The organism is Ensifer sp. ENS11 (assembly GCF_014851895.1).
In the GTDB taxonomy this organism is placed as follows: domain Bacteria; phylum Pseudomonadota; class Alphaproteobacteria; order Rhizobiales; family Rhizobiaceae; genus Ensifer; species Ensifer canadensis.
This window is the reverse complement of the sequence record NZ_JACVAN010000003.1, coordinates 90,853-110,082: the sequence shown is the minus strand read 5'-3', so window position 1 is coordinate 110,082 and position 19,230 is coordinate 90,853. Positions and strand designations below refer to the sequence as shown.

At 63.0% G+C, this 19,230-nt stretch carries 15 protein-coding genes and 1 pseudogene; 9 read left to right on the top strand and 7 right to left on the bottom strand.

From position 1 onward, the window contains the following. Positions 1-101: 101 nt before the first annotated feature. Entirely contained in the window at positions 102-1,154 is a 1,053-nt protein-coding gene (locus tag IB264_RS07605) for an alpha/beta fold hydrolase (RefSeq protein ID WP_057207590.1), read from the bottom strand. 356 nt (positions 1,155-1,510) lie between these two features. Here IB264_RS07605 and IB264_RS07600 point away from each other — a divergent pair, with 356 nt between their 5' ends. From IB264_RS07600 to IB264_RS07580, 5 genes are all read left to right on the top strand, one after another. Further along, positions 1,511-3,286 carry a cytochrome c biogenesis protein DipZ gene (locus tag IB264_RS07600; RefSeq protein WP_057224419.1) on the top strand — a complete coding sequence of 592 codons (1,776 nt, stop codon included), beginning with the start codon at positions 1,511-1,513 and terminating at the stop codon, positions 3,284-3,286. Between the two features lie 58 nt (positions 3,287-3,344). Further along, on the top strand, positions 3,345-4,100 hold the full coding sequence (locus tag IB264_RS07595) for an alpha/beta fold hydrolase (protein ID WP_057224417.1): 756 nt from the start codon (positions 3,345-3,347) through the stop codon (positions 4,098-4,100). Positions 4,101-4,255: 155 nt separating this feature from the next. Then, positions 4,256-4,960, top strand: a complete 705-nt coding sequence (locus IB264_RS07590; protein ID WP_057224415.1) for a DUF899 family protein — start codon at positions 4,256-4,258, stop codon at positions 4,958-4,960. 169 nt (positions 4,961-5,129) lie between these two features. After that, positions 5,130-5,990 (top strand): GyrI-like domain-containing protein, encoded by an 861-nt coding sequence (locus tag IB264_RS07585; protein WP_057224413.1) that lies wholly within the window; start codon positions 5,130-5,132, stop codon positions 5,988-5,990. After that, on the top strand, positions 5,987-6,424 hold the full coding sequence (locus tag IB264_RS07580; RefSeq protein ID WP_057224411.1) for a DUF1801 domain-containing protein: 438 nt from the start codon (positions 5,987-5,989) through the stop codon (positions 6,422-6,424). The genes IB264_RS07585 and IB264_RS07580 overlap by 4 nt, the downstream gene beginning before the upstream one ends. Positions 6,425-6,548: 124 nt before the next feature. Here the strand turns inward: IB264_RS07580 and IB264_RS07575 are convergent, their stop codons facing one another. The 6 genes from IB264_RS07575 to IB264_RS07550 all read right to left on the bottom strand — a co-directional run bounded on the left by IB264_RS07575 (position 6,549) and on the right by IB264_RS07550 (position 14,144). Next, positions 6,549-7,346, bottom strand: a complete 798-nt coding sequence (locus tag IB264_RS07575) for a M55 family metallopeptidase (RefSeq protein ID WP_057224409.1) — start codon at positions 7,344-7,346, stop codon at positions 6,549-6,551. A gap of 17 nt (positions 7,347-7,363) precedes the next feature. Further along, complete coding sequence (locus tag IB264_RS07570; protein WP_244497458.1) at positions 7,364-8,470, bottom strand: pyridoxal phosphate-dependent aminotransferase family protein; 1,107 nt, start codon at positions 8,468-8,470, stop codon at positions 7,364-7,366. Continuing rightward, positions 8,467-10,143, bottom strand: a complete 1,677-nt coding sequence (locus tag IB264_RS07565; protein WP_057224407.1) for a serine hydrolase — start codon at positions 10,141-10,143, stop codon at positions 8,467-8,469. Before IB264_RS07565 ends, IB264_RS07570 begins: the two co-directional genes overlap by 4 nt. A 34-nt stretch (positions 10,144-10,177) precedes the next feature. Then, the gene (locus IB264_RS07560) at positions 10,178-11,050 is read right to left on the bottom strand and encodes an ABC transporter permease (RefSeq protein ID WP_025429487.1); all 873 of its coding nucleotides are present in this window, start codon (positions 11,048-11,050) and stop codon (positions 10,178-10,180) included. Next, positions 11,047-12,084 (bottom strand): ABC transporter permease, encoded by a 1,038-nt coding sequence (locus IB264_RS07555; protein ID WP_025429488.1) that lies wholly within the window; start codon positions 12,082-12,084, stop codon positions 11,047-11,049. Before IB264_RS07555 ends, IB264_RS07560 begins: the two co-directional genes overlap by 4 nt. A 131-nt stretch (positions 12,085-12,215) precedes the next feature. Then, on the bottom strand, positions 12,216-14,144 hold the full coding sequence (locus tag IB264_RS07550) for an ABC transporter substrate-binding protein (protein ID WP_057207598.1): 1,929 nt from the start codon (positions 14,142-14,144) through the stop codon (positions 12,216-12,218). 123 nt (positions 14,145-14,267) lie between these two features. On the opposite strand from IB264_RS07550, the gene IB264_RS07545 reads away from it, so the two are divergent. From IB264_RS07545 to IB264_RS07525, 4 genes and pseudogenes are all read left to right on the top strand, one after another. Continuing rightward, positions 14,268-15,221, top strand: coding sequence for a LysR family transcriptional regulator (locus IB264_RS07545; protein ID WP_025429490.1), 954 nt, complete (start codon positions 14,268-14,270; stop codon positions 15,219-15,221). 267 nt (positions 15,222-15,488) lie between these two features. After that, a pseudogene (locus IB264_RS35570) lies at positions 15,489-17,368 on the top strand (ABC transporter ATP-binding protein). A 41-nt stretch (positions 17,369-17,409) separates the two neighbouring features. Further along, positions 17,410-18,636, top strand: coding sequence for an alanine racemase (locus IB264_RS07530; protein WP_057224405.1), 1,227 nt, complete (start codon positions 17,410-17,412; stop codon positions 18,634-18,636). A 284-nt stretch (positions 18,637-18,920) separates the two neighbouring features. After that, positions 18,921-19,196 (top strand): LysR substrate-binding domain-containing protein, encoded by a 276-nt coding sequence (locus tag IB264_RS07525; RefSeq protein ID WP_057224403.1) that lies wholly within the window; start codon positions 18,921-18,923, stop codon positions 19,194-19,196. Positions 19,197-19,230: the final 34 nt, after the last annotated feature.

Here is a 19,230-nt window from a genome sequence, read left to right as displayed (position 1 = left end):
CTATGCACTCGGCCACAGCGCCTGATGCCTTTAGACCCAAGGCGGCTTGCGCGAGGCAGGCATCCACAAGGTCGCGCGCCCTGTTGCCGACTATCGTCGGTCTAAAAACGATCCACGTCCATAACCGCCTGTGCGAACGCCTGCGGCGCTTCCTGCGGCAGGTTATGCCCGATGCCGCCGCTGACGGTGCGATGTTCGTACTTTCCCGAAAATTTGCCGGCATAGGCGGCAGGCTGCGGATGCGGCGCGCCGTTGGCATCACCTTCCAGCGTGATGGTGGGAACCGAGATCTTCGGTCCCGCGGCAAGCCGCTTTTCGTAAGCGTCGTATTTGCGTTCGCCTTCCGCCAGGCTCAATCGCCAGCGATAATTGTCGACGACGACGGCGACATGGTCGGGATTGTCGAAGGCTTCAGCCGAACGCTCGAAGGTCGCATCATCGAATTTCCAGGTGGGCGAGGCGGTCTGCCAGATCAGCTTGGCAAAGGCGCGCCGATTCTCCTCATAGCCCAGCCGCCCGCGCTCGGTGGCGAAATAGAACTGGTACCACCAGGCAAGCTCGGCGCTGGGCGACAATGGCTTCCTGTTGATTTCCTGGCTTCCGATGAGATAGCCGCTCACAGAGACCATCGCCTTGCAGCGCTCCGGCCAAAGTGCTGCCATGATATTGACCGTGCGTGCGCCCCAGTCGCAACCGCCAAGCACCGCCTTTTCGATGCCCAGCGCATCCATCAAGGCGATCATATCCGCAGCGATCGCCGATTGCTGGCCGTTGCGCGGCGTATCCGGCGAAAGGAAGTGCGTCGTTCCGTAACCGCGCAGGTAAGGCACGATCACGCGGTAGCCGGCTTGAGCAAGCAAGGGCGCGACGTCGACATAGGTATGAATGTCATAGGGCCAGCCGTGCAGCAGCAGAACAGCCGGCCCATCGGCGGGACCTGCCTCCGCGTAGCCGACTTCGAGCACGCCGGCCCGGATCTGCTTGAGTGCGGCAAAGGAGGTGTGTGTGCCGGGCTTGATGTCAGGCAGCCGTGCGGCGGACGCTTGCCCCGACTGCGCCATCGCGGCACCCGCCATGCCAAGCTCGACCGCAGCAATGGTCATGGCAGCCACCCCGAAAAACTTGCGGCGTTCATGGTTGATTTCGTCAGACATCGGCCTCTCCTTTTTGAACCCAAGCACAATGGGAGAAAGACGGGCCGCTTGTATCCTGCGTGTGTCGCGCCCGCCCGATCTTGAATACCAATGTAGCGCCGACCCGCCCGGATACAGTCTGATACAAAGACGCCTTGCGACCAGCCAACTCGATCCGCCGGCGCGTGTCTGATGGCTGATCATCGGCAGCCGATTTGTATCGCTCTGTAGCAGGCCGGGCTACGCCTACATCCCGGTACATTTTCATACCTGAGCGGACACATGCGGGATACGTCGCAAAGACCAGATGCGTATCCGTTGCTGGTCAAGGCACATCGCCGTCCAGAGCCCGATCAATCGGTTCAAAGGAAACGATGATGACGCTTCTCATCATAGCCTATCTCGGAGGCGCGCTGACGATCTTCAGTCCGTGCATCCTGCCTATCCTGCCTTTCGTTTTCGCACGCGCCGAACAGTCCTTCCTCCGAAGCACGCTGCCGATGCTTGCCGGCATGGCCATCACCTTTGCGCTTGTCGCCACCCTGGCAGCCATCGGCGGCAGCTGGGCCATCCATGCCAACGAATATGGCCGCATTGCCGCGATTGCCTTGCTTGCGGCGTTTGGCGCAAGCCTGCTGTCACCGCGGATCGCCAGCGCGCTTTCACAGCCCGTCGTCGATTTCGGCAACCGCCTGATGAGGGCCACCGGCCATGGGCGCGCGACGCCCGATGTGGCCGGTTCGTTTGTTCTCGGCATCGCGACCGGCCTGCTCTGGGCCCCTTGCGCCGGGCCCATCCTTGGTCTGGTCCTGACCGGCGCGGCACTGCAGGGTGCCAATCTTGCGACGACATTCCTGCTGCTTGCCTATGCTGCCGGTGCGGCCACCTCGCTTGCCACAGCCATGTTTGTCGGCGGAAAGGTTTTCGCCGCCATGAAGCGGTCGCTGGGGATCAGCGAGCGCATTCGCCAGGTCCTGGGTGCCGCGGTGCTCGCCGGCGTTGCGGCAATCGCGCTCGGCCTCGATACCGGCTTGCTGGCCCAGCTTTCCTACGCCAGCACGGCATCCCTGGAACAGACCGTGCTCGAAAAGCTCGATACCAAAGCCGCTGGCGGACCATTCTCCGCGGCTGCCGACAAGGGCGTGGACGTCGCATCGGCCGATACGACCCGCCCCTTTCAAAGCGACCTGCCCGTCGAAGGCGCTGCACCATCGCTTGATGGAGCGGTGGAGTGGCTGAACTCGCCGCCGCTCACCGCGGAAGCCTTGCGGGGGAAGGTGGTGCTCGTCGATTTCTGGACCTATTCCTGTATCAACTGCATTCGCACCGTCCCCTATGTCCGCGCGTGGGCGGAAAAATACCGGGATCAAGGCCTCGTCGTCATCGGCGTGCATGCGCCTGAATTCGCCTTCGAGAAGAAGATCGACAATGTCCGCAAGGCGGTCAGCGATTTCAACATCGGCTATCCCGTCGCCATCGACAACGACTACCGCATCTGGCGCGCCTTCGAGAACAGCTACTGGCCGGCCCATTACCTGATCGATGCCAAGGGGCAGATCCGCTACCATCATTTCGGCGAGGGCAATTACCCGCAGACGGAGAAGGCCATCCAGGACCTGCTCAGAGAAGCCGGTAGCGACATGGCGGCGAGCAGGCCGGTAGTGCCCGAGACCAAGGGCGCTGAACTCGGCGCCGACCTCAACAATATCCGCTCGAGCGAAACCTATCTCGGATACCAGCGCGCTTCGAACTTCGCCTCCAACGAGAGCCTGAGCGCCGATGCGGCGCGCAAATACACGGTCGCCGAACCGGGTCTCAACGAATGGGGCCTCACCGGCACCTGGACCGTCGGCCCGGAACAGGCAACGCTCGACGAGCCGGGAGGCGGCATCGCCTCGCGTTTCAGCGCCCGCGACCTGCATCTCGTTCTTGGGCCGGGAGCGGCCGGAAAGCCGGTCCGCTTTCAGGTGACCATCGACGGCAAGGCGCCGGGCAAGGACCACGGCGCCGATATCGACGCCAATGGAAACGGCACGGTCACGGCAACAAGGCTTTATCAGCTGGTGCGCCAGGCAGGCGACGTCTCGGCGCGCAACTTCAGCATCCGGTTCTTTGACCCAGGCGTTCAGGCCTACGCCTTCACCTTCGGCTGAGACCTCGAGACATGTTCAAACCTGCCAATCGCCATCAACCCGACAAGGAGTGAAATCCATGAACCGTCATCTTTCCACCCTCGCGCTCGCCCTCTTCACCAGCGCGATTGCCTTTGCGGCCCAGGCAGCCGAGGTCAAGAATATCGTCATCGTTCACGGCGCACTGGCCGATGGCTCCGGCTGGCGCCAGGCAACGGAAATTCTCGAGAAGCGGGGCTATGGCGTGACGATCGTTCAACAGCCCATCACGTCGCTGGCGGATGACGTTGCCGCCACCGACCGCGTGCTCGATCTGCAGGATGGTCCGACCTTGCTCGTCGGGCACAGCTATGGCGGCATCGTCATCACCGAAGCCGGCAACCGTGCCGACGTCGCAGGCCTCGTCTATGTCGCCGCCTTCCAGCCCGACAAGGGCGAAAGTCTGCTCGCCCTTGCCAGCTCCAAACCGGCGGGCGGCATGAACATCAGGGAGACCAAGGACGGAAAATACCTCTATCTCGACCCGAGCGCCTTCGCCGCCGATTTCGCTGCTGACCTTCCGAAGGACGAAGCGGCATTCCTTGCAAAATCTCAGGTCTTTGCCGCCAAGGCGGCGTTTTCGTCCAAGGTCGGCGATCCGGCCTGGCGAACCAAGAAGAGCTGGTCGATCGTGGCGACGCAGGATCGCGCGATCAATCCCGATCTCGAGCGCGACATGGCCAAGCGGGCAAACAGCGAGGTGACGGAGATCAAGGCGAGCCATGCCGTCTTTGCCTCTCAGCCGGAGATGGTTGCTGATGTCATCGAAAAGGCAGCCAAACAGCTCGGCCAGTAAGTCGATGCACGGCAACTGACGTGCAAACATCTGACTGCCGCGTTTATCGCAGCTGGTCCGGGCGTTGCAGCGCCCGGCCGAGCATTCCTTCACTCGTTCGGGAACCTGGACGGCTCGAAGCCGTTAGTTGGGATCGATAAAACGAGGGCAAGGACATGAGCTTCGATCAACTCGTTCCGGCGCCGGATCTCGCAGCCAAGGGCAAATCGCCCTTTCCCGGCGAAACGGCTGAGTACAGAAAGGCGCGGCAGGCTTTGCTGCGCGAAGAAATCGAGTTCCGGCGGCAGATGACGCGGCTGGTCGAGCAGCGGCGGTTGCTGCCGGATGGGCCGGTGATTGAAAAGAATTATCGCTTCAAGGATGCCAACGGCAACGACATCGGCCTGCTCGACCTCTTCGGCGACAAACAGACGCTCGTCGCCTATTTCTGGATGTACGGGCCGCAGCGCGCGCGCCCCTGCCCGATGTGCACGAACTGGCTCGGCGCGGTGAACGGCAACGCCGCCGATATCAAGCAGCGGGTGGCGCTGAAGATCTTCGGCCGCAGCTCCGTCGAGCGCCAGCTGGCGTTTGCCCAGGAGCGTGGCTGGCGAGACCTCGATTTCGTCCAGACGGTCGGCGACGACTATGCTCGGGATCTCGGCCTCATCAATGCGGACGGAAGCGAAAATCCGGCGCTTGGCGTCTTCAAACGTAAAGGCAACGCCGTCAGGCTCTTCTGGGCAAGCGAGATGACGACGGAGATGGCCGACCCCGGCCAAGATCCGAGAGAGGCGCCGGACATCGCCTCGCTCTGGTCGATCCTGGATCTGACGCCGGAGGGCCGCGGCACGGACTGGTATCCGAAGCTCAGCTACTGACGATCATCGTCACGGCGGCAATGGATGTCGTGGACGGGCCGCGAAGCTGGCGGGACGCATTTGGGCGACAAATAGTGGCGGTTGCGTCGGCAAGATCTTCAAATCCGCAAGATTTGCCGGTCCACTTCGTGCAAATCTTCTCGTTGTTTGGAGAGCCGTGAGGACAGCGATGCGCAAGGCACTGACACAGGCGAGCTACAACGCACGGATGAACAGGGTCATCGACCATGTCTATGCTCATCTGGAAGAGGACATTTCCTTCGACGAACTGGCCGACGTCGCCTGCCTCTCCTCCTATCACTGGAGCCGGATCTACTCGGCCATGCGCGGCGAGACCATAGCGTCGACCATTCGCAGACTCCGGCTGCAGCGCGCTGCCGACCGGCTGGCCAATTCCGATCTTGAGGTCAGGATCGTCGCCGATCGCGCTGGGTATGCCTCGGTCGACACATTTGGGCGGGCTTTCAAGGATGCTTTTAGCATGACGCCCGCCGCCTATCGGGAAAATGGTCCGCACGACGCCTTCAGGGCGGCCAATGCCGCAGGCGACACGAACGGATTCCCGGTGAGCGTCGTCACCCTGCCCGAGCGACGGTGTGCGTCGATCGCCCACCGGGGCTCCTACATGGAAATCGACCGTGCGATGGCGCGGCTCTTTACCGAACTCGCGGCCCGTGGGGCATTGCCGGACCGACCGGAGATGATCGGGGTATTCTTCGACGACCCCGACCTCGGGTCTGAGCAGGACTTGCGCTCTCGCGCCAGCATGCCGATTGCCGGTCCAATCACCTTCGACCTGCCGTTGACCGAAACGGTCCTGCGTGGGGGCCCCTACGCTAGACTGAGTTACACCGGTCCCTATGCGGCAATGCGCGGTGCCTATCGCTGGTTCCTCGGCGTGTGGCTGCCCGGATCCGGGCATGAGCCCGACGATGCGCCGGTCTTCGAAGACTATCTCAACGATCCGCGCCTGGTGCCCCAGAGCGAATTGCGAACCGACATTCATCTGCCGCTGAAAAGCACGCCATGACGACCCCACCCGTTCCATCCGCCGTCGCCGAGGTGCTTGCGCAACACGCCGCAGCGATACGAGCGCGCCTTCTGCAGGTTCGCGACCTCATCTATATGGTTGCAGCCGAGACCGAAGGCGTGGGGCCGCTGACGGAAACGCTGAAATGGGGAGAGCCGGCCTATCTTACGCAGGCAAGCAAAAACGGAACGACCATCCGTCTCGGCGTCGCCGAATCGGCGCCGGAACGATGTGCCGTATTCTTCAACTGCAGGACGACGCTCGTCGAAACCTTCCGCATTCACTTTGCCGATGATTTCACCTTCGAGGGCAATCGCGCCCTCCTCATCCCCACCACAGGGGATTTGCCGAAAGGACCGCTGGCGCTGTGCCTGCGGGCAGCATTGACCTATCACCGACGCGCGACGATCTTGCCCACGACATTGACGAGCTGACGAGCCCGCGAGTGCTTCAGTTGGCTGGCAGCCGACGATAATCGTGAACGAGGTCCCGACGCCCTTGCCGGCGGAGGCTCGGCGAGCCGCGACGCAACGTCTGGCCCACTGCAAATCGCCTCGCTCACACGATAAAGCGGATGGCGCGCTGGATTTCGAAGAAGTCCTTGGCCTCGAAGCGCAGCGTGCGGGCGGCGACATGTTCAACACCGGGATACCAGCTGCCGCGATAGGCCTCGATCGGGGTCGTGTATTCGACAACAAGCTCGAAGCGGTCGGCGAGCTTCGGCAGGCAGCCCTTGAGATCACCCGACAGCGCTTTCTCCACGCCCTCGCGAATGGCGGCAACCGAGGCCTTTGGCGTCAGCGATCTGGTCGCCGGGCCGAAACCTTCGCTGGTGGCAACGGTGCCGATGCCGGAAACAATCGCCCTGGCCTCAGCGCACATGCCGGCGTCGCCGGAGAGAAACGCCGACGGAACGCCGTAGCGTGCGGCGCAAAATGCGTTCAGCGTGAATTCTGACGCCACGTCGCCATTGATCAAAAGCCGCGACACCGTGCCGGTCAGCGTATGGGCGAGCGGATTGGTGTCGGTGCCGGCCTTGTTGTGATAGCCAGTGTAGAGGGCTGCCGAAAAACTCTTGTCGATGCCGAACATCATCAGATCTGGATGACCGCTCCAACCCCTGACGATGCTGACATAGGCCGGCAGCTTCGACAGGATCAGATTGCGCGCGGTCGAATGCGCATCCTTGACTACCACCTCCTTGGCACCGGCCGCCTTCGCCCCTTCGCAGGCCGCCACCAGCTCGTCGGTCATGTATTCGCGGAATTCCTCGTATTCCGGATGCCCCTTCTTGGCCTCGTCCCAGGCGGTGATCCCCGCCGTGCCCTCGATATCTGCGCTGATGAAAACCTTCATGATCGCTCCCTCATGTTTCAAAGAAGCTCGGCCATCGACTGCAGCAGCCGATCGATCTGAGCTGGGGAATGTTCGGAAAACACCGCGAGCCGCAGGGTCGGCACGTCGGGTGCGTCGGAATAGCCGCCCGCCTGCTGGACCCGGACGATGATGTCGCGTTCGGCGAGACGGTCGCGAAGCTGCTCGAGATCGGTCACGCCCTTGACGGTGACGATCGGCACCGGCGTGTCGGCGACCTCGAAGCCCAGCGCTCGCAGGCCGCTGCGCACATGCTTGATGTTGCGGGTGAGGTTCGCGCGCTTTTCCGGCGTCGTTTGCAGGACCCGGAGCGATGCGGCCGCCGCCGCCGCAAGACCGGGCGGCGCCGGCGAGGCGCCGCGCATGATCATTGCGTTGCGGGCAATCTTTTCGGCAAGCGCTGCGTCGCCCGGAACGACGCCGCCGAGTGCGCCGAATGCCTTGCTCATAGTGCCGGCCAGAAAATTGCCCTCGCCCTCGAGCCCGGCATGCTGCAGCGAGCCACGCCCGGTTTCGCCGAGAACGCCGACGCCGTGGGAATCGTCGATGCAGAGCAGCGCACCCTCGTAGGGAGCCATCACATGGCGATAGTCGGCAAGCGGTGCAAGCTTGCCTGACGACGGGAAAACGCCGTCCGTCAGAACAGCCGGCCGCTCGCCTGCCTTCACATGCAGCGACAGTTGCGCTGCGAGATCTTCCGGGTCGGCATGGCGAAACTCGTGGATCGGCTTGCCGAGCGTCGGGATCGCGTCACGGGTGCTGTAATGGGTGGCCGAGTCGATGAGGATGACGTCGAAATCGTTGCGTAGCCCCTGCAGCAGCACCATCGGGCTGGTGTAGCCGGAGATCATGTAGACGACCTCCTCGGTGCCGAACCAGTCGCGCAGCCGCTCCTGCAGGTCGGCATAGACCTGCATGTGGGCGAGCGTTCCCGGCCCCATGCCGTACTGCCGGGTGGCGTCGCAGGCCGCCTCGATCACTTCGGGGTGGCCGTGCAGGCAGAAGTAGGACGTGCCGCAGTAATAGTCGACCTCGCGCCCGCCGATGAACATACGGGCGCCGAGCGGCGATTCCATCTTGATCGGAGCAACCATGGTCCGGATCACGCCGCTTCCGCCCGGGACGGGCTGCGGCGTTCCAGGAACATCGGGCCGACGCGGATGCCGCGCTTGCCGTTGTCATCGACGGCGTCGAGTTCGAGGATCTCGTCCTCGTAGAGCCGGCCGTGCATGCGGAAGCGCCCTTCCTCGACCGGCTCGCACGTGTGCGTGCAGAAATACTCGATCAGGCACTTCAGCCCACCATGGCTGTAGGTCAGGTATGTGATGTTGAAATCCGGCCCGTATTCGCCGAGATGCGGCTTGATCGCGTCGGGCACGGTCTCGTCGAGAGGTGCCTCGATGCGCGTCCAGTTCGCATCCTTCCAGAGGAGCTTGCCGGCTTCCGGGAAGGAGAGGTTCATATGGGCATAATCAGCGCCGCGCCCGTAGATGCGGCCGTCTATGACGAAGTCGTTGCCGGCGACCGGACGAATCTGGTGTGGCACGCCCTCGCCCATCAGGTAGATCTTGCCGTCCTTGGACTTGACCTCGACGATCTCCTGCGTGGCGTCGTCGCGGTAATAGCCCGGCAGCGTCTTGAACTGCGCCTCGGAGATTGCAGGCGGGCGCTGCACGCGCTCCGGCATCTTGCCCATCCTGCGTTCGGCAAGGACGATGCGCACGCCGTCGACGCCCAGCCGCGAGGCGATCTGGTTGGAGAAGTCAAGCGTCGCGAAGATCAGCACACCGACGCCGGCGGCCGGCAGCAGCATCATTTGCGAAGCATAACCATAGACGGCGCCGCCATGGCCGACAGAGGTCCAGCCGTCGACATCACCGGACCCGAAGCAAAGACCGTAGCCGGCAAGCGTCTTGTCGTGACCGGCCGGGCGCTTGCCGAACGGCGTCCACATTTCGCGCAGCGCCGCCGGCGAGATGATGGAGTTGCCCTCAGCATCGAAGCCGCCGCGCAGAAGGCACTGGGCGTAACGCGCCATGTCACCGGTGGTGGAGAAGATATTGCCGGCCGGCGAACCGCCGAGGCTGAACACCGGCGCCGGCGTGTCGCCGTCGAGCGTCCACATGTCAGCTGGTGCAAGCCTTTCACGAATGCCGGGTGCCATGCCGCACGAGGAGCTGTCCATGCCGAGCGGCTTTAGGATGTTAGCGGCGACATAATCGGAGTAGCTCTGGCCGCTGACCGTCTCGATCACCCGGCCGACGACGGCGATGCCGGCGTTGGAGTAATGCATCACCCCGAGGCTCGGGTCCTGCTTCAAGGTCGAGCTTGCCAGCTCGTTGACCGTGTCTTCGAGCGGCGGACGGGTGGCATCGAGATAATGCCCGCTCTTCGGCTCGCGTACAAGGCCGGCCGTATGGGTCATCAGCTTGCGCAGGCTGATGACCGAGCCGTAGGGCCCGCCCTCGGCGCCGGCGAACGGGTTTATCGGCTTGAAGCCGGGCAGATAGGTCGACACGTCGACATCGATATCCACCAGCCCCTTCTCGACCAATTGCATCATCGCCAGTGAGGTGAAGGTCTTGGTGATGGAGCCGATGCGGAAGCAGGTGTCCTTGCCCATGTCGAAATGCCGGTCATGACGCTGGACATGGCCTTCGGCGAGCACGCCGTCACGGTCGACAAGGGCATAGGAGATCGACGGGATCGCCTTGTCCTCGACCTCGTAACGGATCAGATCCTCGAAAAGCTCGATCGAGGCGGCAGACAGAGAGGGCATCGGTACGCTCCTTGGGTCTCGATAGGAATGGGTCTCAATGGGAATGGCGAGGGTCCAGCATGTCGCGCAACGCATCGCCGACAAGGTTCCACGACAGCACGAAAAGGAAGACGGCAGCGCCGGGGAAGGCCAGCGTGTACCAGAACTGGAAAGGGTTGCCGGGCTGGCCGACGATCCAGTTGCGCGAGTAGGCGATGAACTGTCCCCAGTCGGCATAGCCTTCTTCGGTGCCGACGCCGAGGAAGCTGAGCGCCGAGGCGGACAGCACCATCGAACCAGTCGCCATCGTCGCCAGCACCAGCACCGGGAACATGGCGTTGGGCAGGATATGCAGCACGATCAGCCTGAGATCGCTGGCGCCGTAGCTGCGTGCCGCATGGATATAGTCCATCTCGCGGATCCTCAGGATCTCGCTTCGCACGATACGGGCATAGCTCATCCACCCGAACGTCGTCAGGGCAATGGTGATCGGCACGATGCCCTTGCCAAGCAGCGCCGTCAGCACCATGGCCGCGATCAGGAACGGCACCGCCATGAACACGTCGACGATGCGCATCAGGATTTCTTCGGCAAGCCCGCCATAATAGGCGGCGACCGCGCCGACCACCGTGCCGATCAGCACGGAGATCGCCACGACCCCGAGACCGATCTTGAACGCCGTGCGCGTCCCCCAGACGACACCGTAGAAGATGTCGTACTGGCCTTGCGTGGTGCCGAAAACGGCTTCCGGCGAAGGCGGTTGCGGCGTCGCCAGGAAGCCGGCACGCGGCGTGTCGTAGGGTGAAAGCTGGAAGCTCTGCGGCGGCGCCAGAACCGGCGCGAAGACGGCGATCAGCACGAAGGCCAGAAGCACCACGACGCCAAAGAGGGACACCGGATTTCTTGCGAGGTAACGAAGAACCTTCATTGCGTCTTCACCCTCGGATCGAGCAGCGGATAGATAAGGTCGACGATCAGGTTCATCAGCACCAGAACGACCGCGAAATAGAGGCCGAAACCGAGAACCGCCGGGAAATCCAGATTGGCGGCGGTCTTGGCTGCGAACTGGCCGAGGCCGGCATAGTCGAAGATCGTCTCGGTGATGACGACACCGCCCATCATCACGGCGAGCTCCATGCCGGCGATGGTCGCAACCGGCAGAAGTGCGTTGCGCCGGGCATGACGCAGTTCGACGACACGGCGCGGCAGACCCTTGGCGCGGGCGGTGCGCACATAGTCCTGGCGCAGCGTCTCCAGCATCGAGGTGCGCATCACCCGGGTCATGCTGGCAACGTTGACATAGGTCAGCGTGATCACCGGCGCTGCCAGGTGGCGAAGCGCATCGCCGAAGATCGCCAAATTGCCGTTCAGCAGCGCATCAACAGTGTTGGCGCCGGTATAACGCACGAAGTCGCCGGAACTGACCACCGTCTGGGCCCATTGGCTGAGCCGGCCGGGCGGAAACCAGTCGAGCGCCGAGTAGAAGATCAACAGCATCAAGAGGCCGAAGACGTAGACCGGGAAAGACCAGCCGAGAATGGTGAAGATGCGGATGAGGTGATCCGGCCAACGATTGAGATAGATGCCCGCGCGCGAGCCAAGGAAGACCGCGAGCAGCAGGCATGGAACGAAGGCCAGCACCACCAGTTCCAGGGTCGCCGGAAACAGTGACATCAGCGCGGTCGAAACCGGCTGGCGGGCCGTCTCCGACCAGCCGAGATTGCCGGTCAGGATGCCGCCGATCCAGCGGCCGTACTGGATGTAGAAGGGGTCGTTGAGCCCGTACTGTTCGATCATCCTGCGGATGCTTTCCTGACCACCCTTGAGATAATCAGGCGACGGCGCATAGGCCGCCAGTCTCTGCGTCGGCGAAAGCGACATCTGCAGCGCAAAGATCATCAACGACAGAGCGAAGAGAACGATGGGCAACATCATCAGTCGTCTGAGTGCATAGTTCAGCACGGTTCACACGTTCCGATTTCAGGGAAAATGAAACAAAGGCATGTCGGGCGGGGATGCCGCCCGACATGCAGCAATTCAAAGTGCTACAGCGACCTTTGCGCGTCTAATAAGACGCGCGGCGCAGTAGCCAATCAGTCGTTGGCCTTGGTGACCGGATAGAAGTCCCAGGCACCGTAGAGGATCATGTTGTCGACATAACCATCGATGTTGCTGCGGGTGACGACGTAGCCGAAGTCCTCCCACAGGAACTGGGTGGTGGCGTATTCGTACGACATTTCCTGCAGCTTGGCGTAGATCGGCTCGCGCACGGCGGGATCGACCGAGGCCCAGGCCTCATCGAGCAACGGCTTGAACTTCTCCGCCATCAGGTCGCGATAACCCTGGCCAACCATGCCGCCGACGAGACCCGTGGGCGAGAGATAGTAGCTGGCGGCACCGAGCGGACCGCCCGGGTCGGAATAGTCGGGCCCCCAGCCCATCACCGTCAAGGGTGCGGCCGGCTTTTCGCGGTTGTTGAGCTTGTCCGAAACGGATGCCCATGGCAGCGCCTGGATCTGCATCTTGAACTTCGGGTTGATGCGCGACAGGCCCTGCTGCAGCGCCGAAAGTGCGGCGGTCAGCTGCGGGTTGCCTTCGGTGACATAGGCCGTAAACGCAAAGCCGGTCTCCCAGAGCTTGCCGCCGAACGCCTTCTTGAAGTGTTCCTCGGCCTTGGCGGGATCGTAGCTGTAAACAGGCGAATCCGGGCGATAGCCCATGATGCCGCGCACGGTCGGCCCGCGCGACTGCACGGTCTTTCCGAGCAGCACCTGGTTCAGGAGCGCATCGTAGTTCTGGGCGTAGTTGAAGCCCTTGCGCACATCGATGTCGGCGAAGAAGTCCGGCGGAATGCCGGCACCGTCGAGCTTGCCGCTGCCGATGGCCGGGTTGTCGTTGTCGTCGAGCGGCCAGGCGAAGAAGACGCCGCGCGAAAACACCTTCTGCAGGCCGTCGATGACCTTGACGCCCTCGGTCTTGCTGAGTTCGTCGATGAACTCGACCGGCGCGGTGACAAAATCGGCGTCGCCGGACAGAAGCTGCAGGCGTCGCGTCGTCCATTCCGGAACGGTGCGCATGACCACCCGCTCGAGCTTGGCCGGCCCCATGAAATAATTGTCGAAGCGCTTCAGAGTGATGCGCCGGTCGGTGCGGTCCCATTCCTCGAGCATGAATGGCCCTGTGCCGTTCTCCTCGGCAAACAGCGGATTGGCGCCGAGTTCCGGACGATAGTGGGCCTTCCAGGTATCGCCCGAGCCATCCCAGCCGCCGACCGAGGCAACCCATTCCTTGTCGAGAACCGAGGTACCGAACGGCAGCGCGATCACGCCAAGGGTGGCCGGAAACGACTTCGGCAGCTTCAGCGTGAGATTGTCGCCATCGACGATAATCTGCGAGGCGAGCTGGTCATAGACCTTGCGCAGGATCTCGGGGCTGGCGTCGTTGATGGACTTGACCTCGCCTTCGGTCTCTACCCACTTGGCGATGTCGGTATATTTGCCGGCGGTGATCACCTCGGTGATCGCGTTCGACATCCACGACTGACCCTGAAGAATGGCGCGCAGCAGCGAATAGCGCACGTCCTCGGGCGTGATCTGGCCGTAGCCCGGCTCGATCGTCGCCTTCTGGGCGTCGGTCAGCTTGTCGTAATATTCCCAGGTGACCTTGCCGTCGGCGCCCTTGACGCCGACCTTGTGGGCGAAAACGCCCTTGCGGATCGGGAAGGTATAGCTCACCGAGCCGTCGTCGCCCTGCTTGATGAGGCCGTTTTCAAGCGACGGCACCTCGGTCGAAAGCGACGGCACGAACTCGGAGATCTTCGAGCCGTTGAAGTTCAACAGCCGGCTGTAGATGTTGAGCGCGCCGTAGGAGCTTGGCGTGTTGGCGATATAGGCCGGATCGAACGACTGGATGTCGTCGGTCCACATGAAGACGAAAGTGCCGGGGTTCTTGGTCTCGGCCATAGCGGGCGCAGCCGCGATGCCGAGCCCCAGGCTGAGGGCTAGGGCTAAGGTGCGTTTCATCGTTGTTCCCATTTGGTGGAGGCGGAAGTTTTCTTCTCGTTATAAGGGAGGCTAGAAGAGCGCTTGCAGGTCTGTCCAATGTGTAGTTAGGATAGACTATGCAAAACACGCATGAGGGCCGGCATGGAACTGCAATGGCTTGAAGATTTTCTGGAAATCGCCGCGACGCGGAATTTCTCGACGGCGGCGACCGCGCGCAATATTTCCCAACCGGCCTTCAGCCGACGCATCAAATCGCTGGAGAACTGGATTGGCGCCGACCTGATCGACCGCAGCACTTACCCCGTGCAGCTGACCCGGGCCGGCACGATGTTCCTGCCCGGCTGCCAACGGCTCGTCCGCGAAGCGTACCGCCTGCGCACCGACTGCCGCAATGTCGCCGGCGAAAGCTCGGCCATGCTCACCTTCACCTCGCTGCATACGCTTGCGATGTATTTCTTTCCAAAGTGGATCGGCTCGCCGCTGATCTCGCGCATGCCGCTTCGCACCAGCATGCATGCGGCCGACTTCCTCGAAAGCATCGATCACCTGTGCTCCGGCCAGTGCGATTTCGCCATCACCTATGTCCATCCCGACGGCCCTCCGGTGCTGGAGGGCGGCCCGTTCGAATCCCTGCAAATCGGCAAGGACCGGCTCATTCTCGTATCGGGAACCGACGACAACGGCCGGCCGCTGTTCGACATCGACGTGCCCGAAACCACCGAGATCCCCTATCTCGCCTATTCCTGGAGCGACGGTTATATCGGCAAGCTGGCAACGCTGATCCAATCGCGCTGGCGCCGCCCGCTCAACCTCAGCACCGTCTACCAGTCCGGCCTTGCCGATGGCTTGAAGCACATGGCCGTTGCCGGGCGGGGCGTCGCCTGGCTGCCGCAGATTTGCGTCGCCGAGGCCATGCGGCAGGGACGCCTGGCCCAGATCGGCGGCCAGCAGATGTCGCTGGAAATGGAGATCCGGATCTTCAGGCGCGCCGGCCCCGGTAGCCATGACAGCGATGCGCTATGGCAGCATCTCAAGCAATGTGCCGCACTGCCCCAGTACAAGAGCGGCTTCGAGGCAACGACCGACGCGGCCTGAGGCGTCAATCCGCCCGAAATCGCACGACCGGCGCGATATGCGAAGACAGGCGATACAATGCGCAAAGCGCATAGTTTTGCCTGCCACAATCGTGACACATTGATTTCACTGGATTTTGCGGCGGCAGCGGATCGGGAGCGAGGCCGATGTCTGCTCCAGCGACCCGGCGGACAGGGCTGATCGCACCTCCCTTCCGTATTGACAGGATGCGACCTCGTTGCGAGACCTGAAAGCGCAACGTCCCTTCGAAATCGGGTGCATGTGCTGATGATCCTGTCCAAATCCGCAAAGCCTGAGCTGCCCGAGGATGTCATCCTTTCCGTGGAAGACCTCGAAGTTTCCTTCGCTGCCGGCACCCGGGCGCAGCTGCGCGCGGTGCGTGGCGTCTCCTTCAGCATCGCGCGCGGCGAGACCGTCGCGCTGGTCGGAGAATCCGGATCGGGCAAATCGGTCACGGCGATGACAATCATGCGGCTGACCGAATATGACGGCGCAGCCATCACCGGCGGACGGGTGCTGATGCGTTTGAAGGACGGCAAGGTCGCCGACCTCGCCAAGCTCTCGGAAAAGCGGGTCGAGGCGCTGCGCGGCGCGGAAATCTCGATCGTCTTCCAGGATCCGATGTCGAGCCTGAACCCCGTCTTCACTGTTGGCGATCAGATCGCCGAGGCGGTGATCCATCATCAGGACAAGACGCCGGAAGAGGCGCGCCAGATCGCGCTCAATACCCTGAAGCTGGTCCGTGTGCCCGATGCCGAGCGCCGGCTCGACCAGTATCCCCACCAGCTTTCCGGCGGTATGCGCCAGCGCGTCATGATCGCCATAGCCCTTGCCTGCCGCCCCTCGCTGATGATCCTCGACGAGCCGACAACCGCGCTCGACGTGACCATCCAGGCGCAGATCCTCGATCTGGTTCGCGCCTTGCAGCGCGAGATCGGCATGTCGGTGCTGTTCATCACCCACGACATGGGCGTGGTTGCCGAAGTCGCCGACCGGGTCTGCGTCATGCTCAAGGGCGAGATCGTCGAGGAAGGCACGGTCTACGACATCTTCGCCAAGCCGAAACATGCCTACACACGCGCGCTGATTTCCGCCGTGCCGCGCCTCGGCAGCATGGCCGACAAGGACGCGCCGGAGAAATTTCCGTTGCTTGTGTTCGAACCCGAGCGCCTGCTTGCCGAGGTGACAGAATGAACGCGTCCGCGCCGATGAAGGAAACCCGAAAGCCGCTCGTCGAGGTGCGCAACCTGGTGACGCGCTTCGATCTCAAAGCCGGATTGTTCGGCCATGTCTCGGGTCGGGTGCACGCGGTGGAGAACGTCTCCTTCGACATCTTTCCGGGAGAGACCCTGGCGCTGGTCGGTGAATCCGGCTGTGGCAAGTCGACGGTTGCCCGTTCGATCATGCAGCTCGACCGACCGCGTTCGGGCTCGATCCGGTTCGACGGAACCGAGTTGATCGGCGCGCCGCGCGCTATGCTCGCGCGGTTTCGACGCGACGCCCAGATGGTCTTCCAGGATCCGTTCTCGTCGCTCAACCCGCGCATGACGATCGAGCAGTCGCTGATGGACCCTATGCGCGTTCACAAGCTGGGCTCGACCGCGGTCATGCGCGCCCGCGCCGCCGAGCTTCTCTCCAAAGTAGAGCTGTCGCCTGAGCATCTCGAGCGCTATCCGCACGCGTTTTCCGGCGGCCAGCGCCAGCGCATCTGCATCGCCCGCGCGCTTGCGCTCAACCCGCGCCTGATCGTCGCCGACGAGGCCGTCGCCTCGCTCGACGTGACGATCCAGGCGCAGGTCATCAACCTCCTGATGGACTTGCAGCGCGAGATGCAGATCGCCCTCCTGTTCATCAGCCACGACATGGCCGTGGTCGAGCGCATCGCCCACCGTGTCGCGGTGATGTATCTCGGCGAAATCGTCGAGATCGGCGACCGCCGTTCGGTCTTCGGCAATCCGCAGCATCCCTATACCCGCAAGCTCCTGTCGACCGTTCCGATCGCCGACCCGACACGCCGCCCGGAAGGCCGCCAGCCGATGTCCGACGAGATCCCAAGCGCCGTGCGCCCGCCGGACTTCGTGCCGCGCGAACTGCCGATGCAACAGGTCTCATCCAGCCATTTCGTGCGACAGGTCGCAACGGGCTGACGACGACAACCAATCCCCTCTTCAGATCAGAGCATTCCGAGATGAACACTTCCGAAGTGACGCTGGCGGCTGCGAACGCTACCGGCAACGTGACCGCAGACATCGACAGCGCCCCGGCGCAACCGAAAGCCAACGGCTTCCTGCGCCCTGCGGCCGCAGAGCGACCGACGCCCTATATCGAAGTCGACGAATTGCGCCTTGCCCGCAACATTGAGGCCATGCAGCAGCGTGCCGATCAAGCCGGCGTCTCGATGTTTCCGCACGTGAAAACGCACAAGAGCCTTTATGTCGCGCGACGGCAGCTGGCACTTGGCGCCCGCGGCATCACCGCGTCCAAGCCAAGCGAGGCGCTGGTCTTTGCGGAAGCCGGGATACCGTCGATCATCCTTGCCTATCCCATCGTCAAGCCGCAGTCGCTCGACCGTCTGCTGCCCGTGGTCAAGGCGCGCGGCACGCAGCTGCGCACGATTGCGGCAAGCGCGACGGGCGTCGAAGCGTTGTCGGCGGCCGCCACAAGTCACGGCGTCGAAATCGGCGTCTTCCTCAAGGTCGATGTCGGCCTCGGCCGCGTCGGCCTCAAGCCGAACGATCCGGTTGCGCTCGAATTGTGCGCCCAGATCGCCGCTTCCGACGGCCTGCACTTTGCCGGCCTGCTTTCGCACGCCGGCCATTCCTACGCGGCCACTGGCCCGCAGGGCCTGGCCAAGGTCGCCCGCGATGAGGCCGCAGACCTTGCCGGTCTCGCCGGCCGGCTTCGGGACCGCGGCATCGCCGTCGACTGCATTTCCGTCGGCGCAACGCCGACCTGTGTCGGCGCACCTCTGTCCCAGGAGGTCGACTGCGTCCGGCCCGGCAATTACGTGTTCCTCGACGGAACCGCGCTCAGGCTCGGCATCTGCACGGCCGACGACCTGGCGCTCTCGGTGGTTGCGCGCGTCGTTGCCTCCAATGACACGCACTTCATCATCGACGCCGGCTCCAAGTCGATGAGCTCCGATCGCGGCGCCCACGGCATGGGCGGCGCCGGCTTCGGCACCGTCGTCAGCGCCGAAGGCGATGGCGAAACAGGTGTCTGGACGCTCGCGCGGCTGTCTGAAGAACATGGCTTCGTTCCCTTCTCAGGACGCCCCTTGACCCTCGGAAGCCGTGTGCGGGTCTTCCCCAACCACTCCTGCGCATCGATCGCCAACTTCGATCATTTCACGCTGCATCACGCCGATGGCGGGGCGACGACACTGCCGGTCGATGCCCGCTGCTGCCAGACCTGATCGGGCGTGTGACGCACGGATGCGTCACAACGACATCGCCGCCCGTGCTACGCGATGGCCGTGTGGCCCAACCGGAGCCCACTGCATGTTTCCTTAGGTCCTATCCGATCTAAGGATAAAAACATGCAGCAATTCAAAGTGCTACGGCGACCTTTGCGCGTCTATTAAGACGCGTGGCGCTGTAGAACTGAAGGCGGGCCTTCGCCTTCAGCCGGCAAAACCTGCCCGCCGGCACGCCACCTTTACCCCTAAGGATCAGCCCCGCTCTCAAGCGACCCCGGCCGGTGAAACGTTCGTTTCCAACGGCAGACGGTCTTCCGTTCCGTCTGGACCGAACTGCTGTCATTGGTCAGGGCGTTGCACTTGTCCGCGGTATCTATGCGCGGGAAGAAATCGCCGACGGCCGCCTAGCCGTCGCTCTCGATCGACCATGGCCGAGCGAATTCGCCTATTATATCGTGACGTTGCCTGCGGCGATCGAACGGCCGGCAATTGCGCATTTCGTCGACTGGCTGATGGAAGAGGCGCAAGCGCGACACTTTCGCGGCTCCAACGCCTGAGGCAACGCCCGCCTCCAACTTTGCCTGAATGGCA